The sequence below is a fragment of the Neisseria shayeganii 871 genome, from assembly GCF_000226875.1.
GTDB classification, from domain to species: Bacteria; Pseudomonadota; Gammaproteobacteria; order Burkholderiales; family Neisseriaceae; genus Eikenella; species Eikenella shayeganii.
Genome location: NZ_JH164926.1, coordinates 1,621,214 through 1,646,941 on the forward strand (window position 1 = coordinate 1,621,214; position 25,728 = coordinate 1,646,941).

24 protein-coding genes are annotated in these 25,728 nt (G+C 57.9%); 7 read left to right on the forward strand and 17 right to left on the reverse strand.

What is annotated here, in order from left to right; genetic code table 11:
* Both HMPREF9371_RS07415 and ettA read right to left on the reverse strand, forming a co-directional pair.
* On the reverse strand, positions 1-4,444 hold a 4,444-nt coding region (locus HMPREF9371_RS07415), incomplete at its 3' end, for a DEAD/DEAH box helicase (RefSeq protein ID WP_009119408.1).
* Between the two features lie 84 nt (positions 4,445-4,528).
* Positions 4,529-6,202, reverse strand: coding sequence for an energy-dependent translational throttle protein EttA (ettA, locus tag HMPREF9371_RS07420; protein WP_009119409.1), 1,674 nt, complete (start codon positions 6,200-6,202; stop codon positions 4,529-4,531).
* Positions 6,203-6,385: 183 nt separating this feature from the next.
* Between ettA and HMPREF9371_RS07425 the strand changes: the two genes are divergently transcribed.
* From HMPREF9371_RS07425 to HMPREF9371_RS07440, 4 genes are all read left to right on the forward strand, one after another.
* Positions 6,386-7,027 carry a DedA family protein gene (locus tag HMPREF9371_RS07425; protein ID WP_009119410.1) on the forward strand — a complete coding sequence of 214 codons (642 nt, stop codon included), beginning with the start codon at positions 6,386-6,388 and terminating at the stop codon, positions 7,025-7,027.
* Positions 7,028-7,044: 17 nt separating this feature from the next.
* On the forward strand, positions 7,045-8,043 hold the full coding sequence (holB, locus tag HMPREF9371_RS07430; protein ID WP_009119411.1) for a DNA polymerase III subunit delta': 999 nt from the start codon (positions 7,045-7,047) through the stop codon (positions 8,041-8,043).
* The gene (locus HMPREF9371_RS07435) at positions 8,040-8,396 is read left to right on the forward strand and encodes a PilZ domain-containing protein (protein WP_009119412.1); all 357 of its coding nucleotides are present in this window, start codon (positions 8,040-8,042) and stop codon (positions 8,394-8,396) included. The genes holB and HMPREF9371_RS07435 overlap by 4 nt, the downstream gene beginning before the upstream one ends.
* An 80-nt stretch (positions 8,397-8,476) precedes the next feature.
* Complete coding sequence (locus tag HMPREF9371_RS07440; RefSeq protein WP_009119413.1) at positions 8,477-9,244, forward strand: TatD family hydrolase; 768 nt, start codon at positions 8,477-8,479, stop codon at positions 9,242-9,244.
* Positions 9,245-9,282: 38 nt separating this feature from the next.
* Here the strand turns inward: HMPREF9371_RS07440 and HMPREF9371_RS13910 are convergent, their stop codons facing one another.
* A complete protein-coding gene (locus HMPREF9371_RS13910) occupies positions 9,283-9,429 on the reverse strand; it encodes a hypothetical protein (RefSeq protein ID WP_009119414.1) in 147 nt (48 codons plus the stop codon).
* Between the two features lie 111 nt (positions 9,430-9,540).
* Between HMPREF9371_RS13910 and hslV the strand changes: the two genes are divergently transcribed.
* On the forward strand, positions 9,541-10,074 hold the full coding sequence (gene hslV, locus HMPREF9371_RS07445) for an ATP-dependent protease subunit HslV (RefSeq protein ID WP_040660350.1): 534 nt from the start codon (positions 9,541-9,543) through the stop codon (positions 10,072-10,074).
* A gap of 84 nt (positions 10,075-10,158) precedes the next feature.
* On the opposite strand, the gene adh is transcribed toward hslV, so the two are convergent.
* Positions 10,159-11,679: an aldehyde dehydrogenase gene (gene adh / locus HMPREF9371_RS07450; protein WP_040660352.1), complete on the reverse strand. Its 1,521-nt coding sequence runs from the start codon at positions 11,677-11,679 to the stop codon at positions 10,159-10,161.
* A 210-nt stretch (positions 11,680-11,889) separates the two neighbouring features.
* Here adh and ubiB point away from each other — a divergent pair, with 210 nt between their 5' ends.
* Together ubiB and HMPREF9371_RS07460 are read left to right on the forward strand one after the other, a co-directional pair.
* Complete coding sequence (ubiB, locus tag HMPREF9371_RS07455) at positions 11,890-13,389, forward strand: ubiquinone biosynthesis regulatory protein kinase UbiB (RefSeq protein WP_009119417.1); 1,500 nt, start codon at positions 11,890-11,892, stop codon at positions 13,387-13,389.
* Between the two features lie 300 nt (positions 13,390-13,689).
* The gene (locus tag HMPREF9371_RS07460; RefSeq protein ID WP_009119419.1) at positions 13,690-14,007 is read left to right on the forward strand and encodes a hypothetical protein; all 318 of its coding nucleotides are present in this window, start codon (positions 13,690-13,692) and stop codon (positions 14,005-14,007) included.
* A gap of 46 nt (positions 14,008-14,053) precedes the next feature.
* Here the strand turns inward: HMPREF9371_RS07460 and HMPREF9371_RS07465 are convergent, their stop codons facing one another.
* The 13 genes from HMPREF9371_RS07465 to HMPREF9371_RS07520 form a co-directional block, all read right to left on the reverse strand.
* Positions 14,054-14,821 (reverse strand): DNA adenine methylase, encoded by a 768-nt coding sequence (locus HMPREF9371_RS07465; protein WP_009119420.1) that lies wholly within the window; start codon positions 14,819-14,821, stop codon positions 14,054-14,056.
* Positions 14,822-14,878: 57 nt separating this feature from the next.
* Positions 14,879-15,031: a zinc finger domain-containing protein gene (locus HMPREF9371_RS12030; protein WP_009119421.1), complete on the reverse strand. Its 153-nt coding sequence runs from the start codon at positions 15,029-15,031 to the stop codon at positions 14,879-14,881.
* Between the two features lie 168 nt (positions 15,032-15,199).
* Entirely contained in the window at positions 15,200-15,655 is a 456-nt protein-coding gene (locus HMPREF9371_RS07470; protein ID WP_009119422.1) for a hypothetical protein, read from the reverse strand.
* Positions 15,652-16,278, reverse strand: coding sequence for a hypothetical protein (locus HMPREF9371_RS11050; protein ID WP_009119423.1), 627 nt, complete (start codon positions 16,276-16,278; stop codon positions 15,652-15,654). The genes HMPREF9371_RS07470 and HMPREF9371_RS11050 overlap by 4 nt, the downstream gene beginning before the upstream one ends.
* A gap of 9 nt (positions 16,279-16,287) precedes the next feature.
* A complete protein-coding gene (locus HMPREF9371_RS11055) occupies positions 16,288-18,006 on the reverse strand; it encodes a phage tail protein (protein WP_009119424.1) in 1,719 nt (572 codons plus the stop codon).
* 20 nt (positions 18,007-18,026) lie between these two features.
* A complete protein-coding gene (locus tag HMPREF9371_RS07485) occupies positions 18,027-18,605 on the reverse strand; it encodes a phage tail protein (protein WP_009119425.1) in 579 nt (192 codons plus the stop codon).
* The gene (locus HMPREF9371_RS07490; RefSeq protein ID WP_009119426.1) at positions 18,598-19,740 is read right to left on the reverse strand and encodes a baseplate assembly protein; all 1,143 of its coding nucleotides are present in this window, start codon (positions 19,738-19,740) and stop codon (positions 18,598-18,600) included. Before HMPREF9371_RS07490 ends, HMPREF9371_RS07485 begins: the two co-directional genes overlap by 8 nt.
* A 13-nt stretch (positions 19,741-19,753) precedes the next feature.
* Complete coding sequence (locus HMPREF9371_RS07495; protein ID WP_009119427.1) at positions 19,754-20,119, reverse strand: GPW/gp25 family protein; 366 nt, start codon at positions 20,117-20,119, stop codon at positions 19,754-19,756.
* 182 nt (positions 20,120-20,301) lie between these two features.
* Positions 20,302-20,904 carry a phage baseplate assembly protein V gene (locus HMPREF9371_RS07500; RefSeq protein ID WP_009119428.1) on the reverse strand — a complete coding sequence of 201 codons (603 nt, stop codon included), beginning with the start codon at positions 20,902-20,904 and terminating at the stop codon, positions 20,302-20,304.
* Positions 20,888-22,030, reverse strand: coding sequence for a phage late control D family protein (locus HMPREF9371_RS07505; RefSeq protein WP_009119429.1), 1,143 nt, complete (start codon positions 22,028-22,030; stop codon positions 20,888-20,890). Before HMPREF9371_RS07505 ends, HMPREF9371_RS07500 begins: the two co-directional genes overlap by 17 nt.
* Positions 22,031-22,037: 7 nt before the next feature.
* Entirely contained in the window at positions 22,038-22,256 is a 219-nt protein-coding gene (locus HMPREF9371_RS07510; protein WP_009119430.1) for a tail protein X, read from the reverse strand.
* Positions 22,253-23,152 carry a phage tail protein gene (locus HMPREF9371_RS07515; RefSeq protein WP_009119431.1) on the reverse strand — a complete coding sequence of 300 codons (900 nt, stop codon included), beginning with the start codon at positions 23,150-23,152 and terminating at the stop codon, positions 22,253-22,255. The genes HMPREF9371_RS07510 and HMPREF9371_RS07515 overlap by 4 nt, the downstream gene beginning before the upstream one ends.
* The gene (locus HMPREF9371_RS07520; protein ID WP_198003620.1) at positions 23,152-25,611 is read right to left on the reverse strand and encodes a phage tail tape measure protein; all 2,460 of its coding nucleotides are present in this window, start codon (positions 25,609-25,611) and stop codon (positions 23,152-23,154) included. Before HMPREF9371_RS07520 ends, HMPREF9371_RS07515 begins: the two co-directional genes overlap by 1 nt.
* Between the last annotated feature and the right edge of the window lie 117 nt (positions 25,612-25,728).

Genomic DNA, 25,728 nt, shown 5'->3' on the forward strand with positions numbered 1-25,728 from the left:
CGTTCGTTCGTTCGTTCGTTCGTTCGTTCGTTCGTTCGTTCGTTCGTTCGTTCGTTCGTTCGTTCGTTCGTTCGTTCGTTCGTTCGTTCGTTCGTTCGTTCGTTCGTTCGGCTGTTTCTATGCCGTCTGAAACGTCATACAAATCCATAGGGAAACATTGCCCTTTGGAAATCATTTCCAAGTCTGGAATTTCGTTGGTTATCAATGCGGAGAATTCTTTGGTTGCTCCGCGGCCTGTTACGGAAATAACGGCGTTGGTGTCGGACATAGATGCCCGCCCTTCAATCGGGAAAATTTGCGGCATCTGGCCAACACGATGGTTCATCATTTTATCGTAATAAACAAACTGCTTAGAAAAAGGTCTATACATACCGATAGTTATTGCATTCGCATTAAATTTTGCCAAAATGCCTTTTTCAACTTTGGGAATTAAACTACTTGACCAGCTGATTTTAGTTTCATCTCTTTCAATAAAATCATTAACATTGGGAGACAAACCGTTACCAAGTGCCACTTGGAAACGTGTTACTTCTTGATTGTAGCAATCAGTCATTGCTTTCATGTTTTGTTCTAAATTTGAATGGGAAAAGTTATATACCCAAGAGTCTCGATTTGTACCCAAGCCTAAAGAATAATTTTCAAAAATTGCAATCGCATCTTTATCTTTCTTATCTCCCAAGCTGATGTATTGGTCAAAATTGGGGTCGCGCTGGTTGATCCAGTCGTTAAATTCGTCGGGCGTAATGGTTTGCCAGCCGTTTTGGGCGCTGATGCCGTTGATGCTGCCGTATTCTTGGATTTTCTCCAGCTTTTGTTCGCGGCTTAGGTAGTCGCCGATGTCGTGAAAATAAATCTGCCCTTGTTTTTGGGATTCGGGATTTTTTACTAAAATGGAAATTGCAATCGGTGCCCGGCTTCCCGAGCCAAAAATTTTACCTCCTTCTTTGCGCGAACGTTCACCTGATGTACGTTGATTTCCGCGCAAATGAAAGATATACAGGCTGGAAAATTCGTCTTGCAGGCATTTACGCAGGCCGTCCATTGAATTACTTTCAGCAAAACTTGCATTACTCACAAAGCCAATGATGCCTTTACCGCTTTTTTCCTGTATACGGTCGGATGCCCAGCGTATGGCACGGATATAGCTATCCATTAAATTTTTGGTTGATGTTGCTTTGGAATGCTCGGCATAAGTTGCACGGATTCGACCGTCCAAATGCGGATAGTCGATATTGGCATTGTTGTCGTTGGCGCTTTCCTGCCCGGCGGAATACGGCGGATTGCCGATAATCACTCGGATATCCAATTCTTTCTGCCGTTTACGGCGTGCGCTGTTGTCCACCAGCAGTTCATTCAACATATCGCCTTTTTCGTACATTTGGAAAGTATCGGTCAGGCAGATGCCGTTGAAGGGAAGGTAATCGGAGCCGTCCGAAATCTTGCCCGCATCATGGTCTTGCAAGATGCCGTGGTAGGTGGCTTCGATATTGATGGCGGCGATGTAGTAGGCGAGCAATACGATTTCGTTGGCGTGGATTTCTCTTTGGTATTTTTCAGGTAGCCTGTTGGCGGGAATGATGCCGCTTTGCAGCAGACGGGTAATGAAGGTGCCTGTGCCGGTAAAGGGGTCGATAATGTGGACGTTTTCGTCTTGCAGACTGCTTGAAAATTCGCTTTGCAATACGTCTTCTACGCTGCGGATAATGAAGTCAACCACTTCTACGGGGGTGTAAACAATGCCCAGCCGTTCGGTCATGCGCGGGAAGGCGTTGCGGAAGAATTTGTCGTATAGCTCGACGATGATTTTTTGTTTGCCTTCGGCGGTTTCGATGCCGGAGGCGCGCAGTTGCACGCTTTGGTAAAACGATTCCAGCGTTTTGCGCTCTTTGTCCAGATGCTGCTCCTGCAATAAATCGACAATGCCCTGCATAGCGCGGCTCATGGGATTGTGTTCGGTAAAGCGGTAGTCGGAAAACAGGGCATCGAACACGGGCTTGGTAATCAGGTGCTGCGCCAGCATTTCGATGATTTCTTCGTCGCTGATGGCGTTGTTCAAATCGTCGCGCAGTTCGGATCCGAATTGTTCAAATGCCTGCCGCTCTTTTTGATTGGCGGGGTTTTCCAATACGGTTCGGATGCGGTCGATATGGGTGTTGGCGATTTTGGCAATGTCGCCCGCCCAATCTTCCCAATGATGGCGGTTGCCGCATTTTTTGACGATTTTGGCGTATAGGGCGCGTTCGATTTCGCCGATTTCGAATTGGATGCTTTGCTGTTCGGGTATGGCGTGGCCGTCCGAACTGCCGATGCCGTAACCCGCACGCCGCTCTTGCAGCGTTTTTTCAGCTTTGCTCTGCCGTTTCTGCTTGGGCTGCACGCTCTCGGCAATGGCGACGACTTCCATTTTCTGAGTATCGCGACCGTTGAATTCGAGCTTGTTGATCATGGCGTCGAAGCGGTCGTCGTGGGCGCGCAAGGCGTTGAGCACCTGCCAGACGACTTTGTAGTTTTCATTTTTATCCAACGCTTCTTCGGCTGCGACATGGGCGGGAATGACCACGGGCAGAATCACATAGCCCTGCTTTTTGCCTTCGGCGCGGCGCATCACGCGACCGACGGACTGCACTACGTCCACTTGGGAATTGCGCGGTGTGAGAAACAGCACGGCGTCCAATGAGGGCACATCCACACCTTCGGAAAGGCAGCGCACATTGGAAAGAATGCGGCAGGTGTTTTCAGGCAGGCCGTCTGAAGCTTTGAGCCAATCGAGCCGGGCTTCTTTTTCGCCTGCACTCATGCCGCCGTCGACATGATCTGCCTGACAGATCATGGCCAATTGCGGCGGCAGTTTCAAATCGGGCTGCTCTTTGAGCCGGACTGCGCGCTCGCTTTGCTGATAGGCAGCCACCACAGCTTCAAAAGATTCGGCAATCAGCTTGGAGCTGACTTTGTGCTTGCCACCTTTGTATTCTTTTTCAATAACTTGGCAGAAGGCTACAGCACGCTGCATGGGGTGGTAGCCGTCGTCGCCCGAAAGTCCGTATTTGGAAAGCGCTTTCCAGCAGCCGACGATTTTAGCCGCATCGTCTACCTTGATTTCATTGTTTCCACCTGCCAGCAAGCCCTGCAAACGGCGGTTGATATGGGCTTCTTCAATGGCCAAGACAATGACTTTGTAGTCTACCAGCAGCCCGTCTGAAACAGCTTCTGAGAAAGTCAAAACGAAAAATTCTTTGCCGTAATGGGTTTCGTCGTCCATCGAATACAGCGCCACACCTTCGGTGGCTTTGGCCGCTTCGCCGAAAATGCGCGGTGTGGCGGTCATATACAGGCGTTTTGCACCTTTGATGTAATCGGCATCGTGTATGCGCACAAAGGCGGATTCGTCGTCGCCCTCCCAAGTGGCACCGGTGGTACGGTGGGCTTCGTCGCAGATAATCAGGTCGAATTCGGGCAAACCGTATTGCTGTTGCGCCTGATGAATCACATCGATGGAATGGTAGGTGGAAAAAACGACGGTCATGGCATCGCCGCCGTTACGCCGCTCGGTAACGGTAAGGGCTTGTGCCAGGCTTTTGGGTTGGGTGGTGGCGGGAAACTGCAAATCGCTGGTTGTCACCAGCACGCGGTCGTCTTCGCTTTTTTTGTCTTTTTTACCGACATCGCTGTCGGAGCAGACGGCAAAGCTGTTGAGCGGGGTTTCGCTGTCTTGCGTCCATTCGCGCAGGGTTTGGCTGAGCAGCGACAGGCTGGGGACGAGAAACAGCACGCGTTTGCCTGTTCCGGCCATCGTTTCCGCTATTTTCAGCGCGGTAAAGGTTTTACCGGTGCCGCAGGCCATAATCAGTTTGCCGCGTTCTTCGCCGCCGTTAAAGCGGGTTTGTACGCTTTTGAGGGCGCGCTGTTGGTGTGGACGCAAGCCTTTTTTCGCTTTTAAAACGGGTTGTTCGTCAATGCTGAAACGAGACCAGTCGATTTGGCTGTTTTCCAAATCGGCCAGGTTGATCACGGCAACGGGAATCTGCTGGCCGGGCAAGGCTGCACGGGCGTTTTGCGACCATTTGTCGGTGGTAGTGACAATGATGCGGTAGCTGAAATGGCTTTTACCGGAAGCAGTGAAAAAACTGTCGATGTCTGCTTTTTGAATGGTTTTTTCCGGAGCATGGTTTTTGCATTGAATTGCATGGAACTCGCCTGCTTGGGTAGTGGCGACCAAATCAATGCCGGTATCGGTTTTACTGTTTAACCCCAGTGATTCAAAATGCTCTTGCACCCACTCGGCATAGGTCTGCACTTTGGCATATTGGCTACGGTAGTAAGGTTCGTGCTCAAAATAACGAATCATCAGCTTCTCAAAAGCCGTGCCTTTATCGCGTTCGGTTTGAGTCAGCTCGCGAAATTGGGAGAGAAGAGTTTGTAGTGCAGACATCATCGATTTCGGCATTCAGAAAAATTTAGTTCATATTAACAATAGGCTACCTGAAAGCAGCAACACCGCTTTCAGGTAGCCTGTTCCTTAGAATCCATCTCAACGTGTTACCGGTTTATAGCGAATCCGTTTCGGTTTGGCACCCTCTTCACCCAAGCGGCGTTTTTTATCGGCTTCGTATTCCTGATAGTTGCCGTCAAAGAACACCCATTTCGAATCGCCTTCTGCTGCCAAAATATGGGTGGCGATGCGGTCGAGGAACCAGCGGTCGTGCGAAATCACCATCACGCTACCGGCGAATTCCAGCAAAGCATCTTCCAGCGCACGCAGGGTTTCTACGTCTAAGTCGTTCGACGGTTCGTCCAACAGCAGCACATTGCCGCCCGACAGCAAAGTTTTCGCCAAATGCAAACGGCCCCGTTCGCCGCCGGAAAGGTTGCCGGCAATCTTGCTTTGGTCGCTGCCTTTAAAGTTGAAACGCCCCAAATAGGCGCGGGCGGGGATTTCAAACTGGCCCACTTGCAGAATATCGCAGCCTTCGGCGATGTTGTCGAACACGGTTTTGTCGTTTTGCAAACCTTCGCGACTTTGATCGATCAGCGACATTTTCACGGTTTGGCCGATTTTCACTTCGCCGCTGTCGGGCTGCTCTTTGCCTGCGATCATTTTAAACAGGGTCGATTTACCCGCACCGTTGGGGCCGATGATGCCGACAATCGCGCCGGGCGGCACTTTGAAGCTCAAATCGTCGATTAAGAGTTTGTCGCCGAACGACTTGCTCAAGTTTACAAACTCGATCACTTCATTACCCAAACGCTCGGCCACGGGAATAAAGATTTCCTGGGTTTCATTGCGTTTTTGATATTCGTAGTTAGACATTTCTTCAAAGCGGGCCAAACGCGCTTTGGATTTGGCTTGGCGGCCTTTGGCGTTTTGGCGCACCCACTCCAGCTCCTGCTTCATGGCTTTCAGGCGGGCGGCTTCGGTTTTGGCTTCGTTTTCCAAGCGTTTTTCTTTCTGCTCCAGCCAAGAAGAGTAATTGCCTTTCCACGGAATGCCGTGGCCGCGGTCAAGTTCGAGAATCCATTCGGCGGCGTTGTCCAAGAAATAACGGTCGTGGGTAACGGCCACGACGGTGCCGGGGAAGCGCACCAAAAACTGCTCCAGCCACTCCACCGATTCGGCATCCAAGTGGTTGGTCGGCTCGTCCAACAGCAGCATATCCGGCTTGCTCAACAACAGCTTGCACAAGGCCACGCGGCGTTTTTCGCCACCGGAAAGATGGCCGATTTTGGCATCCCATTCGGGCAGGCGCAGCGCATCGGCAGCGATTTCCAATTCATGCTCCATACCGCCGCCGCTTGAAGAACCTGCGGCGATAATCGCCTCCAAACGACCCTGCTCTTCCGCCAGCGCATCAAAATCGGCATCAGGATCGGCATATGCGGCATACACTTCTTCCAAACGCTTCTGCGCGGCCGCCACTTCGCCCAAACCGCTTTCCACTTCTTCACGCACAGTTTTTTCAGGATCCAGCTCCGGCTCTTGCTGCAGATAGCCGATTTTGATGCCGCTCATCGGCACGGCTTCGCCTTCAAACTCTTTATCCACACCCGCCATAATGCGCAACACAGTGGATTTACCCGCGCCGTTCAAACCGAGCAAGCCGATTTTCGCGCCGGGGAAAAACGATAGGGAAATGTCTTTGATGATGGTCTTTTGCGGCGGCACCACTTTGCTCACGCGCAGCATGGAAAATACATATTGGCTCATGGGGTATGTCTTTCTGAGGAAATTCCGATGAAGCGGAGCCGTATCAAAATAAGGCTCCTGCTGCGGCAAACGCGCTGCGTTGCCACACAAACGACCGCATTTTAAACGATTTCCTGCTTTCAGGTAGCCTCAAAACTCAGCAATCTGGGGTAAAATGCCGCCTTTTCCTGCCCGGCTGCCGCCATGATTGCTTCCCTGATCGACTTCATCCTGCACATCGACCAACACTTGGCCGTATTGTCCGCCGATTACGGCGCGTGGATTTACGCCATTCTGTTTCTCATCGTGTTTTGCGAAACCGGGCTGGTGGTCACGCCCTTTCTGCCCGGCGATTCGCTGCTGTTTGCCGCCGGCGCCATTGCGGCGCTGGGCGGCATGAACATCCACCTGATGGTGCTGTTGCTGCTGGCCGCGGCCATTCTCGGCGACGCGGTGAATTTCGCCGTCGGCAAATACTTCGGCAAAAAGCTGTTTGCCAACCCCGATTCCAAAGTCTTCAAGCGCAGCTATCTGGAAAAAACCCACGCCTTTTACGAAAAATACGGCGGCAAAACCATCATCCTCGCCCGCTTCGTGCCGATTGTGCGCACCTTCGCCCCCTTCGTGGCCGGCATGGGCAATATGCACTACGGCCGCTTTATCCGCTACAACATCATCGGCGCCGTGCTGTGGGTGTGCCTCTTATCGTATGCCGGCTATTACTTCGGCACCCTGCCGCTGGTGAAAGACAATTTCGGCCTGGTGGTGGTGGCCATCATCGTGGTGTCGGTGCTGCCGATGGTGTTTGAAATCGCCAAAGCCAAATTCGGCAAAGCCGCCGACTGATGTTCAGGTAGCCCGCAATGATTTACCCCTGGCATCAAGACGCTTGGCAACAGCTGGCCGAACATTGGGCGCAACGCCCCAACGCCTGGCTCCTCACCGGCAAACGCGACACCGGCAAAACCGCTTTCGCCCGCCACCTGGCACAGGCCCTGTTGTGCGAAACAACGCAGCCCGGCCAACAGCCTTGCGGCCAATGCCCCTCCTGCCACCTGTTCGCCCAAGGCAGCCACCCCGACTATTACGAACTCAGCCCCGAGTTGCCCGAAGAAGGCGAGTCCGGCCGCAAGCTCTTGCAAATCAAAATCGACGCCGTGCGCGCCGTAATGGAGCCCCTGCTGCAAAGTTCGCTGCGCGGCGGCTTGCGCGTGGTACTGATCCACCCTGCCGAGAGCATGAACCTGCAGGCCGCCAACGCCCTGCTCAAAATGCTGGAAGAGCCGCCCGCAGCCGTGGTGTTCCTGTTGGTGTCGCACAATAAAGACCGCCTGCTGCCCACCATCAAAAGCCGCTGCCGCCAGCTCCTGCTGCCCCCGCCCGCGCCCGAAACCGCTTTGGGCTACCTGAAAACCGCCCACCCCGAAGCGGCCAACCAAGCCGAAGCCCTGCTGGCCTTCCACAGCGGCGCGCCCCTGTTTGCGCACGACGCCGGGCAGGAACAGATGCGCGACGCCCTGTGCCGCCTGCTCGCCGCCCCGCGCCTGCTCGCCATCCTCGACTACGCCGCCGAATTCGACAAACACAAATGGCCGCTGGCGCTGTTTCTCGACTGGCTGCACAAATGGCTGGCCGACACCGCCCTGGCCCAACAAAACCTGCCGCCGCTGTATTATCCGCAACACGCCGACGCCCTGCGCCAAACCGCAGCGCGCACCCGCCCCGAACGCCTCTTCCGCCTCACCGCAGCGCTCAACCGTCTCAGCCCTTACGGACGGCATACCTTAAGTGTTAAAATGCAGCTCGAATTTCTGCTCACCGAATACCTGGCCTTCTGGCAAAACAAAGCGAACACACTATGAACCTCCCCGACGACGCCCCCGGCAGAATGCTCATCATCAGCCTGAAAGACAAACCCAGCGCCTACTACAGCTATATGCCCTTTTTCGAACAAGGCGGCTTTTTCGTGCCCACCGCCGATGCGTTTGAAATGGGCGAAGAAGTGCTGCTGGTGATGGAGCTGCTCGATTACCCGGAAAAATTCTTCCTGCGCACCCGCGTCGGCTGGCTCAACCCCAGCCGCACCAGCAACGGCCAGCCGCAAGGCATCGGCCTCGTGCTCGGCGACGACGAAAGCGCCGTTGCCTGCCGCCAATACATCGAAGAACAACTTCCCGGCCTGCTGCATTCCGACCGCGCCACCTACACCATGTAGGCCAACCCTCCGCCCGATCAGGCTACCTGAAAGCCGCCCCGCTTTTCAGGTAGCCTGAAATGCCTTCCCTATCTTGCCCTATGCTGATCGATTCCCACTGCCACCTCAATTTTTCCGGCCTGGCCGAACGCCTGCCCGAAGTGCTCGACAATATGGCCGCCGCCGGCGTCGGCAAAGCGCTGGCCATCAGCGTCAGCCGCCGAAGTTTCGACGAAATCCACGCCATCGCCCAAGCCCACGACCGCATTTACGCCACCGTGGGCATCCACCCCGACGACCCCGACACCCCCGAATTCAGCCTGGCCGAATTGCTTGAACGCGCCGCCCTGCCCAAAGTGGTGGGCATCGGCGAAACCGGGCTCGACTACCATTGGTGCAAAGGCGATCTGGCCTGGCAGCACCGCCGCTTTATCTGCCACATCCAAGCCGCCAACCAAAGCGGCCTGCCGCTGATCGTGCACACCCGCGACGCCGCCGACGACACCATGCGCCTGTTGCGCGAAGAAAACGCCCACGCCGGCGTCATCCACTGTTTCACCGAAGACGTGCGCGTGGCCAAGCTGGCGCTGGACTTGGGCTTTTACATTTCCTTCTCCGGCATCGTCACCTTCAAAAACGCCGCCGCCATTCAGGAAGCCGCCCGCTATGTGCCGCTCGACCGCCTGCTGGTGGAAACCGACGCCCCCTTCCTCGCTCCCGTGCCCAAACGCGGCAAACCGAACGAGCCGGCCTATGTGCGCCACACCGCCGAATTCATCGCCCAACTGCGCGGCGAGCCTTTCGAGCAGATTGCCCAAGCCAGCACCGACAATTTCTATCGCCTGTTTGCCAAGGTGCCGCGCCATTAAAAGCCGTTCCATAGGCAGCATGGGCGCAGCCGCCGGTTTCAGGTAGCCTGAGACCTTTGCAAAACCCCCAGATGTGGATGCAGTTCAAGGCGTAGCAGCGCAGCGAACGCAGACATATCATATAGATAGGCAAGTGAGCGAGCAGCGCGCAACGCAGAAATGCGCCGCAGATGGGGGTTTTGCAAAGGTCTCAGCCTGAACCCTTTGCCAGCCTCCATCTCCGGCAGACAAATTGAAATCCGCCGCCCCGCCCCGATATGGCGCCCATCCCTGTTTCCGATTTCAGAAAGCACACCATGCAACAATTCGACGGCACCACCATTGTTTCCGTCCGCCGCGGCCAACAGGTTGCCATCGGCGGCGACGGCCAAGTCAGCCTGGGCAACACCATTGTCAAAGCCACCGCGCGCAAAGTGCGCAAACTGCACCACAACACCGTTTTGGCCGGTTTTGCCGGCGGCACCGCCGATGCCTTCACCCTGATCGAGCTGTTTGAAGCCAAACTGCAGAAACACCAAGGCCGGCTCACCGTGGCCGCCATCGAGCTGGCCAAAGAATGGCGCACCGACCGCGCCCTACGCCGCTTGGAAGCCATGTTGATTGTGGCCGACAAAAACAGCACCCTCATCATCACCGGCAACGGCGATGTGCTGGAGCCGGAAGGCGGCATCGCCGCCATCGGCAGCGGCGGCTCTTTCGCCCAAGCCGCCGCCCGCGCCCTGATGGAAAACACCGAGCTGCCGCCGGAAACCGTGGTGAAAAAAGCGCTGGAAATCGCCGGCGACATCTGCGTGTACACCAACGACCGCCACACCATCGAAACCCTGTAAACCGCCGTACCGAACCGAAACAGGCTACCTGAAAGTTTCAGGTAGCCTGTTTGGCTTTATGCGATTAACGGTTGAGATTTAGGTTTAGAAGAAACCCAGCTTGCTGGGCGAATAGCTCACCAGCATACACTTGGTTTGCTGGTAATGCGCCAGCATCATTTTGTGGTTTTCGCGGCCGATGCCCGATTTTTTGTAGCCGCCAAACGCCGCGTGCGCCGGGTAGAGGTGGTAGCAGTTGGTCCACACCCGGCCGGCCTGGATGCCGCGGCCCATGCGGTAGCAGGTGTTCATGTCGCGGCTCCATACGGCGGCGCCGAGACCGAAGATGGTGTCGTTGGCAATCGCCAGCGCCTCTTCGGCGTCTTTGAAGGTGGTCACCGCCACCACCGGGCCGAAAATTTCCTCCTGGAAGATGCGCATATCGTTGCGGCCTTTGAACACGGTGGGTTCGATGTAGAAACCGCCCGACAAATCGCCGCCTTCCTGCCGCGCCGCGCCGCCGGTGAGCACTTCGGCGCCTTCTTCGCGGCCCAGTTTCAGGTAGTCCGAAATCTTGTCGAACTGCTCCTGGCTGGCTTGGGCGCCGACCATGGTGTCGGTGTCCAACGGGTCGCCCACCTTGATGGCTTTCACCCGCGCAATGGCGCGCTCGATAAAGCGATCGTAGATCGATTCCTGAATCAGCACCCGCGACGGGCAGGTACACACTTCGCCTTGGTTGAGGGCAAACATGGCAAAGCCTTCCAGGCATTTGTCGAAAAAGTCGTCGTCGGCATCCATCACGTCTTCAAAGAAAATGCTCGGGCTTTTGCCGCCCAATTCCAGCGTAACCGGAATGATGTTTTCGGTGGCATAGCCCATGATCAGCTTGCCGGTGCCGGTTTCGCCGGTAAACGCCACCTTGGCGATGCGCGGGTTTTGCGCCAAGGGCTTGCCGCATTCCACGCCGAAACCGTTGACCACATTCACCACCCCCGGCGGCAGCAAGTCGCCGATGAGCTCCATCAGATACATAATCGTTACCGGCGTCTGCTCGGCGGGCTTGAGCACAATGCAGTTGCCTGCGGCCAAGGCCGGGGCCAGCTTCCAAGTGGCCATCAGCAGCGGGAAGTTCCACGGAATAATCTGCCCCACCACGCCTAGAGGCTCGTTGAAATGGTAGGCCACGGTGTTGTCGTCGATTTCGGAAATACCGCCTTCCTGCGCGCGGATGACGCCGGCGAAATAGCGGAAATGGTCCACCGCCAGCGGAATGTCGGCAGCCAGGGTTTCGCGCACCGGCTTGCCGTTTTCCCAAGTTTCGGCCACGGCGATTTTTTCCAGATTCTGCTCGATGCGGTCAGCGATTTTCAGCAAAATATGGCTGCGCTCGGCCACGCTGGTTTTGCCCCAGGCCGCCTTGGCCGCGTGGGCGGCGTCCAGCGCTTTTTCGACATCGGCCGCTTGCGAGCGCGCCACCTTGGCAAACGGCTTGCCGTTCACCGGGCTGATGTCGTCGAAATATTCGCCGCCCACCGGCGGCACCCACTGGCCGCCGATGTAGTTATCGTATTTCTCCTTGAACTGAACAATGCTGCCTGCGGTATTGGGTGCTGCGTATTTCATCGCTGTTCTCCTCTGGTTGTGCGGCCCGAGGCCGGAAACGGTACCGGCCTGGAAACCCGTTCCCAAACCGGCGATGAAACGCAACATAAGGGATTTTGCCGGCCAAGGCCATCTGCACCGCAACATAAAGCAGACAGGCTACCTGAAACGCGCTGTTCAGGTAGCCTTTGCCTTATAATCACGCCTTTTCGACATTCGGGATGCTTCCAGATGAAATGGCTTTCGCGCTTTACCGTTATCGGCAAAACCGTTTACCGCTACGGCCTTACCGACCTCTTGGCCGGCCAGCCCAAAGCGGCCTGGCTGCGCCGCCTGCCCTGCGCCGCAGAAGCAAGGGAAACGCCGCTGCCGGTGCGCCTGCGGCTGGCGTTGGAAAGCCTGGGGCCGATTTTCGTCAAACTCGGCCAGGTGCTCTCCACCCGCCCCGACCTGCTGCCGCCCGAATACGCCTTGGAATTGGCCAAGCTGCAAGACAAAGTGCCGCCGTTTGATGCCGACCTCTCGCGCCGCCAGATCGAGCAGTCTTTGGGCAAACCGGTGCACGAATTGTTTGCCGCATTCGAAACCGAACCGGTGGCCAGCGCCTCAATCGCCCAAGTCCACCGCGCGCGCCTGCACAGCGGCGAAGCGGTGGCGGTGAAGGTGCTGCGTCCGAATCTGACACCGGTGATCGAACAGGATTTGGCTTTGATGCGGGTGGGCGCCTGGCTGCTGGAGCGCCTGCTGCCCGACGGCAAACGCCTCAAGCCGCGCGCAGTGGTGGCCGAATTCGACAAATACCTGCACGACGAATTGGATCTGCTGCGCGAAGCGGCCAACGCCAGCCAGCTCGGCCGCAATTTCCAAAACAGCGACATGCTGATTGTGCCCAAAGTGTTTTACGACTACTGCAGCCGCGACGTGCTGACCATGGAATGGATGGACGGCACGCCGATTGCCGACATCGACACCCTGCGCGCCAAAGGCATCGACCTGCCCACGCTGGCGGTGTACGGCGTGGAAATTTTCTTCACCCAAGTATTCCGGCAAGGTTTTTTCCACGCCGATATGCACCCCGGCAATATTCTGGTGGCCGACGACGGCCGCTACATCGCCCTGGATTTCGGCATCGTCGGCAGCCTCACCGACTACGACAAACGCTATCTGGCCATCAATTTCCTCGCCTTTTTCAACCGCGACTACCACCGCGTGGCCACCGCCCACATCGAAAGCGGCTGGGTACCGCCCGATACGAGGGCGGAAGAATTGGAATCCGCCGTGCGCGCGGTGTGCGAGCCGTTTTTCAACAAGCCGCTGGCCGAAATCTCTTTCGGCCTGGTGCTGATGCGCCTGTTTGAAACCAGCCGCCGCTTCAATGTGGAAATCCAACCGCAGCTGGTGCTGCTGCAAAAAACCCTGCTCAATATCGAAGGGCTGGGCCGCCAGCTCGACCCCAATCTCGACTTGTGGGCCACCGCCAAACCGTTTCTGATGAAGTGGATGGACGAACAGGTCGGCCCCAAAGCCCTGTGGCGCAACCTGAAACAGGAAGCGCCCGATTGGGCAGAAATCCTGCCCTCGCTGCCGCGCAAACTCAATATGCTGGTGGACGAAACCCGCCAACAGGAAATGCGCGACGCCTACATCCATTTGGTGAAAACCCAGCAGCGGCAAAACCTGTGGCTGGGCGTGATTGCCTTGGCGCTGGTGCTGATTGTGCTGTTCAAATAAGCACGAGCACTGTTTAGCAGAAATACTAACTTTATCTATAAAAATCATTACATTAAATACATTTCCTAGCCATTCTGCCGAGCAAAAGCTATAATTGAAGCCGAGCGCGATAAATCGGCGCGTTTTTTGAGATAAATGCTTTCTGAATTTATTTCACTGTGTGCAACAAAGTTTCAAATCCTGCCAAACAAAGGCAGGATTTTCTGTATCCGCCCGAACAATGCACTCGGATTGCTCGGCTCGTTTGCCAATGTACGGCATCATGTGTCCATCAATTAAATAAACCGCAGGAGCAAGGATATGGACTACTACCCGACAATGTGCCGCGACAGCAAGTTCCGTAAAGAATTCGCAGATCACTTCGATTTCCGAAACAAGCCTTGGGTGGCTTTTGCCAAAGCAGCTTACCGCATCTCCGAGCAGCTGGGCGTGGACATTGAGCAGGCCGTTGCATTTTTGAACAGTGACGCAGGTGGCCTATTTGCCCTCGAGATGGTTGAGTTTGCCGAGCCGGACACAGTCAAACAGGATATCGAATACTTGGCCGACGGCGCGATAGCCACTTTTCAGGGGATGCCGAAAGCACCTAAGGCTTGGCGGCAGCTGGCAGGGAAATAACAAAAGGGACGCCGGCGTCCCTTTTGCCTTTCAGGTAGCCGACCGCCTACCAGTTGCAGATGACCAGCTCGCCGCTGGTCTTTTGCGTTTTGTCGCGGCCGACGGAGTAGGCAATCTCAAGGCGGCGGATGCCGAAGTCTTTAAATAGCTCGCGGATGTCCGGGTGGTCGTTGATGGAGAGCATCACCTTGCCCTGTGCCTTGGCCATCATCTCGGCCAGAAGCTGGTATTGCGCCCAGTCGAAGGCGCAGTCGTAGCCGGCAGTCTGCCAGTACGGCGGGTCGCAGTAGAAGAAGGTGTGCACCCGGTCGTAGCGTTTGAAGCAGCGCTCCCACGGCTCGTTTTCGATAATGACGCCGCCGAGGCGCTGTTTGGATGCGGCCAATTTATCGGCAATGGTGTTGGCATCCCACAAACGGCCGGTGGTGCTGGTGCCGAAGTGTTGGTCGACGGTTTTGCCGCCGAAGGCGGTGTGCTGGAGGTAAAAAAATCTGGCCGCCCGCTGGATGTCGGTCATGCTCTCCGGCGGAGTCGACTGCAGGCGAGCGAATACCTCTCGGCTGGTTAGCGTCCACTCGAACTGGCGCACGAACTCGTCGAAATGGTGCTGCACCACGCGGTAGAGATTGACCAGTTGGCCGTTGATGTCGTTGAGCACCTCCACTTTGGCCGGACTGGGCCGCAGGAAGAACAGTGCCGCGCCGCCGGCGAACGGCTCGACGTAGCAGGTATGCTCGGGAAACAGGGGAAGCAGGTGCTTGGCCAGGCGGCGTTTGCCGCCCATCCAAGGAATAATCGGTACGGGTTTGGACATGAGTGCGCTCCTATATATAGCAGGCACTCATGGTGCTCCATACATATCAAAGACAGGTCAGCGGCCGCGGGGGAGCGGGTGGCTGGCGGCTTTGGGTAAAGTTGTTAAAGAACGGAAGTTGTTGACGGTTTTGCAGCGCGGGCATTTGATTTCAAACTCGCCTTTGCCGATGGCCAACAGTTTGTTACAGTTTTTGCAACGGTGTTTCATTTTGGGGTCTCCTACATTTTGATGATAGAATCCGCCCGCCTCGCGAGGTGGCGGCCTTGGGTCAATGCAGGCTTGCTCTGCTTGGCTGGCGTAGCCGGTGCTCGTAACACCGGTTACGTCGCCGTCTTTACTACTACTTCGTTACGCCCCGCCCATCGGCGGGGTTTTTCATGCTTGGCGGCCGCGTTGGACGATGGCCGCCAAATCGTTGGGGCTAAAGCGCCAGCTTTCAGGCAGGCCGAGCACATGGCCGGCCCACTCGGAGCAAAACCAACGCTCGGGGCGGTGGCGGGTGCGCAGCACGAAGCCCAGCGCGCCGGGCCAGTCGTAGGCTTGGCCGTGGGTGGCGGCGTAGTGGGTTTGCAAATCAAGGGCGAGGCTCTCGCGGATAGGGATGAGGTCCCACTTGTCGGCCGGCAGGGGCATGGTCTTATGCCGCACGCCGCCGTCGCGCACGCTGGCGGAGTAGCAGCCGTATTGGCCGCCGCCCAGATGAGTGACCAGCTCGCAGTGGCTGTAGGGACCGCGCGTCATCACGCGGGTGAGCCAGTCGGAGGTGCGGGCCAGCAGGTCGTAGGGGCGACGGATGATCTTGCGCCCCTTGTAGAGGGCAAGGTAGATCATGCGCTGCCTCCGTGCAGTTGCTCGCCGACAGCGGCCACCGCCGCCAGTATCTCGTTGCTGCGCTCGGTAACGGCCTCTGTGCTGTCGAGCGATTGCAGCTCAAACTTGCGCATCCGCAGCGTGGCCAATTGGTCGAGCGCGGCGTGCAGCTTGTCGGCCTGCTGCAAGATGATGTCGGTAGCCTGCTGCGGGGTGAGGCCGGCCGGGGTGGCAAAAGCGGCCACTTGGCTCGGCACCTCGCCGGTGTAGCCGGCCTCGGCATAGGCGCGGGCTTGCGCCTCACGCAGCTCGTATTCGGCCCTAAATCGCAGCAGGGGCTGGGCCACGCCGTACACGGCGGCGTTGATGCGCTCGGTTTCGGCGGCGCGGACATCAGCCAGCAGTGCGGCGGCGTCCTCCGGGCTGATCACCCATGCCTGGCCGTCCCAGCTATGGTAAGCGGACGGGCGCGGCTCGGTGGCGGTGATTCGGCCGTCGGCCACCAAGAGTCGGCAGCCTTGGTTGAGTTTGGTCAACAGCGGCAGGTGCTCGCCGTCGGAAACGGCCACCGCATCGGGCGGCAGGGCCGTGTGAATGGCGGCATCAAAAAATGCCTGTTGCGCAGCGGAAAAATAAATGCTCATGATTGCTCCTTAATGGCCAATAGCCAGCCAATAGGCGGATGTATACACTGACTGCATTGAGTTCATTTTGAATTTAAAACCTTGATTTGTTACATTAAGCGCTGCCAGATGATTGGCGGCCGCGTTGATGGTGTTCATTTCTTTTTCCGTTAGCTGAATGTTGAGTACCCCGGATGGAAACGCGACAGGGAAATGGATTTGCGCCTCGCCCCAATCGAAAACCGAAGGGGTTTTGCCCCACTGGATGATCAGCCCGCCCGGCAGCTTCAGGTAGCCCGTCTCGGCCAGTTGACCGGCAAACATCCCGCCGACCGCGGCTTGTATGGCCTGAGAAAAATCGGTGATGTCTGACGCCGTATGGATGTGGCCCTTATCGGATTTATTTTGCAGGCCGGCGGCCAGCGCAGAGGCGTCAAGGCTGCCGGGGTTGGCTACGACACCGTAGGCGCGCACCCAGTAGGACACATCGCCACGGCCTGACCGGGCCTTGATACACAACCTAAACACAATGGTTTTGGGTCGGGTCTCGTCACCGCCGGTGGCGTAGTTGCTGGTTAATTTGGGCAGCAACCAGCCGTTGTCTGCCGAATGGCTATCATAGACGGCATTAACACCGATCAAGCTGCTGTCGATATCGGCACCGGACTCAAAAACATGTGGCATCCGATCGGGCATGGCATCACTGCCGACCACGTCCAATCCGACGATCTGATGCACGTGCCGCTTAATCTCGTCATCCTGCAACTGCCCAACCGTCAACCCGTTGCCGGCGTTGCGAACGTAGCGGTCTTGGGCTTCGGGCAGTTTGCCTGCCACGCCGTATCGGCTGCCCAGATAAGCATACAGCTCGGGATAGTCGGATTGACTGATGGTTCGGCCGTCGCATGGCAGCCAGCCGTCGGGTGGGGTGTCGGTGGGGCACCACGCCATCATGCCGATGCTGTCGTGGCGCAGATCGGGCAGCCTGTTGCCGCCCAGCGCAGCGTAGAGATCGGGGTAGGTGGCCTGATCAAACGTGCTGCCGTCGGCTTTCAGGTAGCCCGGCGGGTTGGTGATGGCAGCCGGAAACGCCAGCACTGCGCCTAAGGGGATGCCCTTGCCCTCGGCCTCGACGGCGCGGTCAAAGGCGGCTTTGACGGCTTTTGGCGTCGCCGCCTTGTCCTCGTCCGCGCTGTCGGTGGCGGAGGATAGCTGCGCGATGCCGGCAGCATCCAGCGTCGCTGCTTGCAGCTGGTCGGCCTCAAGCTTGGTATCCAACATCTCCTTAATAACCTTACCCTGTTCGGCGGTGAGGGCGGCATCAGTGCCGCCGGCGGTGAGGTTGTCGATGAGCTTGACCACACCGGCCATGGTGGGCGTGGCTTTGTCGATTTCATGGGTATGGGTGTTGCTGCCGGCCCAGTTGGTGGTGGTGCCGTTGAGCTTGCCGGGCGTGCCCATTTGGATTTGGATATTGCCGCCCAAGGCACCGCCGCCGGTCAGGCCGGCACCGGCGGTGACCTGGGTGGTTTTGTCCACTTTGCCGGACAAGCCTTGATTGACGGTGCTGAGGTTGGTGCCGATCAGCCGTTCGAGACGGGCGGCTTCGGTTTTCAGCCACTGCGTCCGGTTGGCCAGTTGCCGTAAGGGGCGGTTGCTGACACCGTTTTCGCCGCCCATCACCGGGTCGGAGGTTTCAATCTGATAGACGCCTTCTTCCCAAAGGCTCTGTTCTCGCAGATTTGCCATGTTTGTCCTTTCTTTTCGGTTTAGGCCGTGCCGTGGTTAAAGCGGCCGTCGTAGCTGGCTTGGCCGTTGTAGCGGAGGCTGGCCGCGGTGTAGTCGAGCGCGGCCAAGACGCAACGCGCTGGGGCAAAAGCGGCCAGCGTATGGCGCAGCAAAGCCGCTTGGTCATTGGTCAGCGGCGCGGACATGATGATGCGGTAGTGCGCCCAGCGGTCGGGGTGGCCGTAGGCATACAGCCCGTTATGCACAATGCTGCCGTTATATTTTTTCCCGCCCATGCCTTCGAGGATTTGCACCTCGCCAAATCCCAGCCGCCGCACAATCTCGCGTATCGCCCACGGCGTGCCTTTGTGGCGGTGCAGCTCGTATGCCCCCTTAATCAGTTTGCGCTTGGCGTCGTCGCTTTCGGCCAGCCAATAGCCGTCTACGCCCAAGATGCTGCGGCTTTCGGCCAGCAGTTCGAGATGGTCGGCCGACACCAAATCCACTAGCCTCGGCATCAGTTTGGCCAAGTCCAAACTGCGGTAGCGCACACCCAAATCGGCCAGTGCACGGGCGCGTTGGTCGCGCTCAATAATGTCGGCGTAATTCAAATCAGCCATCTGCGGTCTCCCCGGCTACCGTGATGCTGACGGATTCACAGTGCGCCCATTGGTCGGGTTTGACCACGGTCAGCGCCAGCCCGGGGGTTTCCACGTTGTACACCCCCGGCACTTTGAGGGCGGCCTGCACGGCCAAGGGCACGATGTCGCCGCCCAGCTTGTGGCGGCGGCCGGCTTCATACGCCGCCCAGGCGGCTTTGGCCGCGGCCAATACCTCGGCCTGATGGGCACCGGTGTACAGGGTCAGCACGGCGGTCAAGCGATAGTTGACGACCGAGGGTTCGCGCACCGCCACGGTGTCGCACAAGGGGCGGCGTCGCTCATGGTTGAGGTAGGCCGCCACCGCCTCGCGCAGCTCGCCGGATGGCGCGCCGTCTTTGGTCAACAGAGTCACCGCCACCGTTCCGCCTACCGGGCGGCCCTGATGGTCGGTGCTGTTGGCCACGTGCACATCCACAATGGCGGGCGACACCTGGCGGGCAAAATAGGCATAGGCCCCCACCGGCCCGGCCACCGAAAACGACTCAGGTGCGAGCAAAATGCGCTCGCGGTAAGCGTCGTCGCTCTCCACATCCACCCCGCCGGCGGGTACGGTGGTATTGGCCGCTTTGACCTCAATGCTTGGGTGCAAGGGGTCGAGGCTGTTGATTTGGCCGACCGACCAGCCGTTGCCGGCGGTGCCGACGGTGGTGCAAACCGCAGTCAGTTCCATGCTGCGCTTATTGGCGTTCAGGTAGCCGTCTTCAGTTACCGCAAACGCCACCTGTCCGGCCGATACCTGCGTGCCTTTGGGGATATGGATTTGGGTTGCGCCTTCGAGTTTGTCGGCGCTGAAACGCAGCGTGGTGCGTGCCGCCTGTGCCTGCAGGCGCGGGGTGTTGACGTCGTCGCCGCACAAATCCAGCATCAGGCCGGTGGCAAAGCGCGGGTGCTGCTGGCGGTAGGCTTCATTGACCTGCTTCCGCAGCAGGGTTTCCCGATACGCGAAAGTGTTGATGATCAGCCGCTCGATATGGGCGGGCTGCAGCACCTTGCCGCTGCGCTGCTCGTAGTCGGCAATGGTTTCCGCCAGCACCTCGGCCAGCTCGTCCGCCACCACCTTTACGTCTTCGCGCTTCAACTTGCTCAAATCCATTTCAGACAGCCTTTCAGGTAGCCTTAACGGCCAAATCGGTTTGGTAGATCTCACCCGCCACCGCATCGGCCACCCGCCAATGCAGGCTCATAAAGAGGTGCGGGGCGTGGCCACTGAAGCCGATGTGCTCGAGCACCGCCCGCGGCTCCCATGTTTTGATGGCCAGCATCACCTCGCGCACCATATTCGGCACCAGCACATCCTCGGGCGTGTCGATGTAGTCGTGATGGGCGGAACCGAACTCCGGACGGCATACGTCCGTGCCCTTGCGGGTGGCAAGGATATTGAGGATGCACTGCTCAATGTCGGCGGCATCCTGTACGATGCCCTCGCCCTCGGGGGCGAGTTGCCAGTGGCGGGATCGGGGTGTCATGGTCATGGTGTGATTATCGGTATACGACTGTCGGGCGGCTTGTAACGCCCGTTAAAAAAGACCCTGTGCGGCATGATACGTACAGGGTCTGAACAGGTCTTTTAAAGGGCTTTAAAAAATCCCCTGTATCGGTACAGGGGATTGTGGCGCTCGGTTTGTCCGCGGTCTTGTAAAACGTTTTAAAAACGCTATTTCGGCGGGCCGACCTCGGTCTGGTGGTCGTGGTCTTTGACGCTGATGCCGTCGGCCACCACATCACCGTCCGTGGTGCGCAGCGTGCCGTGGATGGTGGCGGTGTCGCCGCCTCGGCCGCCGCCGTAGCCGGTCATGCCCTGCATATAGGTCAGGCCGCCGCCCACGGTCAGATTACCGGTGGTTTCGGTCTCGGCGCAGTCTATGGTGACTTTCGCGCCGGACTTAATCAGCACCTCGCCCGGCGTGTCCACCGTAACCAGTCCGCTGCTGCGGTCGTGGCTGATCACCGTGCCGTTGGCAAACTGCTTCATCCAGATATTGCGGTCGGCCGCCGGCGCGGGGTCGGCCGCGTTGTAGATGACACCCAAACACACCCCGCCTTCGCCCCGTGCATCCAGCAGGCAGACGGCCAATTCGCCCGGGTCGGGCAAGGCATAGAAGCGGTTGCCGCCGGCGGCCAAAGACACCACCGGCAGCCAGTCGGTCTGCATCCCTTCCAAGGCCGGCAGGGTGACGCGCACCGCATGGGCGGCGGCATCCACCTCGGCCACGGTGCCGTATTGCAGGGTTGCGCCGAAATCATAGGCCTGCTGCATGGCCCGCCTCCTGTTTTTCGGTTTCAGCGACGGCGGCCGGCACTTCGTCCGGCACGTACTCCACCATACGTACTTCCAAAGTCGTCACATAGCCTGCCATGCGGCGGATGTCGTGGCGGCTCTGTTTGACCAGATACTTACCCGACAACTTGCCAAAACCGCGCAGCTGCACCACCTGACCGGCCACCAGCTTGGCATGGCCCACCAACGTGATGCTGCCGGCAACTTGGCTTTGTTTGGCATCATTGAGTGCCGCATCGGCGCGGGCGGCCAACTGCTGGTCGCTCTCGCCGCGGTTGGCCACAATCTTGAGGGTGTCGGTGGTGGCGGTACGTTTGCTGCCCGGGCGCAGCGGCGTGTTGCGGCGGCGCTGCCGGCGCACCTGTTTGCGGCGGGCATCGTAGCCGGTGACCACCGCTTCTTCCGGGACACCCTTAATCAGGTCGCGCAGGCGCAGGGTTTTGATGTCGGCGGGCAAGAGTTCGGTGACCGGCTCCTGCTTGGCCAATTCGACGTTGCTGTGAAAAACCAATGTCCTGTCCACAATCTTAAACGTATGGCCGTACTCTCTGGCCAGCCGCGCCAAAAACTCCACATCGCGCTCCTGGTACTGGGTAACGTGGTCGATCTTGATGTCGGCCACGGTGCCGGTCACCGACAGCTTCAGGCGCTGCGCCACTTGGCGCACAATCTTGGCCAAGGTGATGTCGCGGTAAACCTTGGGCTTGAGCGTTCGGTTGCTGCGGGTGATGCCGGTGGCCAATGCCTTCAGCCGCACCACCGAGGGCGGGTGCTGGTATTCGATTTCCGCCAATTCAAAGCTACCCATTTTAACCATGCCGGTAAATTGGTCGCCGATTTCGAGGCTCAGGCTGTCGCCTTGGTCGGGATACCAGGTACGCAGCCAGCGGCCGTCCACATCTTCTACTTCGATTTGCAGCTCGTCCGACTGGTCGCCCAAATAATCGGTATAGCTGACCGACATCAGATAGGGTTTGATGTCGGCGGTGATGTCTTTTTGTTCGTACTTGAGCACCACGTCCGGCAGCGTGACCGGGTGGCTGTTCAGGCTACCTGAAGGGGTAAGCAGTCCGGCCAAACCGGCAGGCAGATTGGATTTGCTCATCTTCGTTTTACCTCATCCACGGCGGCATATCCGCCTGATTGTCGGGCTTGGCCGTCAATACCGGCACCCACACCGTGAGGCCGGCCGGAAACTGCTCGGCCACCGGCAGATGCGGATTGGCTTCAATCAGGTCGCCAATCAGCAGGGCATTGCCGTAGTAACGGTGGGCAATCAAATCCCAGCGGTCGCCCTCGGCGGTGGTGTATTGCAATAAAGAGGGTTTCATTGCCCGTCCTTTCTGGTGGCGAGCCAAGCGGTCAGGCTTTGCACGCCGCGCGAGCCGTTGGCCAAGCTGTCGGTGGCGGCGGCCACCGCTTCGGCACCGGCATCCAGCCAGCCACCCACGCTGCCGCTCTCCATGCCGCCGCGGATGGCGGCCATGCCCCCGGACAACTCCCGCGCCGCCTGAGAGCCGTAGCCCAGCATTTCCGCTGCGCCCGAGAGATCTCCGAACCATTTTCCCATTTCAGGTAGCCTGTTCAGCTTGCCCAGTGCCGCCCCGCCGATGCCGGCGGCATCGCCCAGCACACCGAACAAAGCCAACGGGTCGTTGCGCAGGTCCTGGGCATGGGTGATCAGGTCTTGGATTTGGCCGATTTCGCGCTCGACGGTGCGGTAGATGCGCACGCCGGTTTCGACGGCATCGGCAATCTGCGAAGCCGTGCCCTGCACGCTCTCGGGCAGCATGGCCAACAGCGGGTTTTTGCCGCCTGTGGCTACGCCGGGTGTAGGCAAAGGGTTGTTGGGGTCGCCGACAAACTCGGTCAGCTCCACATCCAATTCCCGCGCCGCCGTGCGGCCTTGGCCGTCCTGTATCAGGGTGCGCGCCGACACCGACTCAATCACAAACCACCCCATAAAGCGGCCGCTGCCGAATACCAGCGACACCGCCTGCTGCGCTTCCTTGGCCCCAATCAGCCCTTTGTAGGCGGCATCCACATCGCCCAGCTGCCAATGCAGGCGCAGCGAAAAGCGGATGCCGGTCAGCTCGTTGCCCATCGCCTGCAGGCGCGGGCGGCCGGCCAATACCTCGTGCTTGGCAAACAAGGCTGCGTGATTCTCTTCAAAATCACTGAAGCTGTTGAGAAATTCAAAGCGGACATCGCCGAGCATGGCATACATCAATAGGCCCTCCGTGCCCGCTCATCCATCAGGCGGTTGAACAAATCCTCAAATTCGCGCAGCCCCATCTGCAGGGCAGCTTGGATTTGCTGCACATCGCCGCCGGGGGCGTGGATGGTCGGGTTAAAGTGGATGGTTACCCCGCCGCCTGCCGGTGCCTGCCGTGCGGCCGCGAACTCGGCGGAATGGGCCTGCATGGAAGCGGCCAGCTCGGCCGACAGGGTGAGGGTGCCGCTGCGGTTTTTGAAACGTTGTTGCAAATCGGAGGCCACCGCGCCGATGGCGGCCAAGGGACGGGCGGAGCCGTTGCCCAAACCGATTTGCAAGCCTTCCATCATCCAGCCGCCGAAGCGTTTGAACAGACGGCTGGGTGATTTGATTTCGTTGCTGTTTTGAAACTTGGCGGCAAACCAGCCGGCCACCCCTGAAAACCATGCTTTGACTTCTTCAAACCTGGCCTTCAAACCATTCCACAGGCCGCTGATGATGTTGCTGCCAAACTCGGTAAACTTGGCCGGCAGCTCAATACCGAACCAAGACAGCACGGCCGCAAAGGCTGAATGAAATGCTCCGATGGGCGACCAGTTGAGGATCAGGCCGAGGATGCCGGTCAGGCCGCCGTTAAAGGCGGTTTTGATTTCTGTCCATACGCTATCGACCGTACTGAACAACAAATCAAAAATCATGCGCCAGCCATCAACTATCGTGAAACCGATGCTTAAAATATTGCCCAGAACATGGCCGACGATATAACCGAAGCCTTGAGCAGAGTCCGATGCCTCCGAGCTGCTGCCCATGAAGTCTGAGAAAAACCCGGAAACCACTTCCCAAATCTGCTGCCAGCCGAAAGCAATCATCTCCAATACTGGCATCATGGGCGCGACGCCGTCTTTAAAACCGTCCCACAAACCGATGAAAAACGACTTAATCGGCCCCCAATATTTGTAGATCAGCACAGCGGCCACCGCGATACCGGCAATTGCCAAACCTAGCGGATTGGTCAAAGCCGCCATGCTGAGTGTCCGCCAAATACCCAACAGCCAGTTTGCTGCCGTGCCCAGCCCACGTACCCGTGAAGCCACAATCAGAAAACGGGAACCCAAAACACTGATGCGGCCGATACCGTTGGTCAAGCCGCGCATCAGCCGGCCGAACCACACCACACCTTGCCGAGCCTGCCGGGTAGAGAGTCCGAGAATTTGTAATGCAGACGTGGCTCTGCCGACACCGCCTATTTTTAACAGGCCGAATGCCGCCTGCAGGCGCAACCAATTGCCGCGCACACTCAAAATATTGCCGCCCAAGCCCAATAGGGCGGTGCTGAAAATATTCAGGCCGAAACGCACACCCAAGGAACCGGCCTTGAAAGCGGCAAAGGCGGCGATGCCGAGAAAAATGTTCCTGATCAGTCCGGGGTGTGTTTCGGAAAATCGGATAAAACCATCTACCATCGGTTTGATACTGTTTAGCGCCTCGTTCACAGCGGGAAGCAATACCGAGCCGATGGCAATGCCCAAATGCATAATCTGGTTTTTAAAGGTCTGCCATTGGGCGGCCGTAGTGGACATTCGGCTTTGAAACTCTTTGTCCATGCTGCCCAAGAAGGCCATTTCACCGTTGGCAGCTGTTTCTTTCAGCTGGCGGATGGAGCGTTCGTATGTCTCCACGCTGCCGGTGAGTACGGCAATATCGTCGGCATACTGCAAGCCGAACAAATCCACCAAGGTGCCCATTTGCATTTCTTTGGGCAGGGAATTGACCCGTTTCAGGAAGTCCACCAGAGCACCTTCGCCGTTGCGGGCAATGTCGCGCTTCAGCTGCTCTGCGCTCAACCCCATGCCTTTCAGCGCATTTTGGAAATCTTTACCTTGTTTGTCGGCCGTCATCAGCTTGGTCAGCATGCCGTTGATGGCTGTACCGGCTACTTCCGGGGCTTTACCCAAGCTGATAAAGGTATTGGAGAGTGAGGCGGCCTGAAGCTCGGTCAAACCGAACTGTTTGGCCACACCGCCCACACGGCCGAGCGTGTTGACGATGTCAGATGCCTTGGCCGGACTGGAATTGGATAGATGATTGATGGCATCGCCCAAACGGTCGATTTGGGCAATCGGAATCTGATAGACGTTGGCCAGCTTGGCCATACTGTCGCCGGCCTGTTCGGCCGACATATCGAAAGCCACACTCATCTTGGCCACGGTTTCGGTAAAACCGGCGATATCCTGACGGGCAATGCCCAATTGGCCACCACTGGCCGCGATAGCTGCCAACTCCCTGCCGGCCATCGGGATGCGGTGGGTCAGATTCAGAATATCCTGCTGCATTTCTTTGAACTGCTGCGGGGTATCGAAATCCACTACCTTACGTACATCGGCCATTGACGACTCAAAGTCCATCGCCAGTTTTACCGGTGTAAGCACCGTTACGGCCGCCCCCAACAGTCCTGCGGCCTCCGCTCGCATTCTGTCGCGGCCTTGGCTGTTCAGTTGCAGCTGATCTTGAATAAAAGTCTGCCCTCGTGCATTGCTATGCAAAGCCCGCATACTGCGGCCCAGGGCATCATATTGCCGGTTTAATTG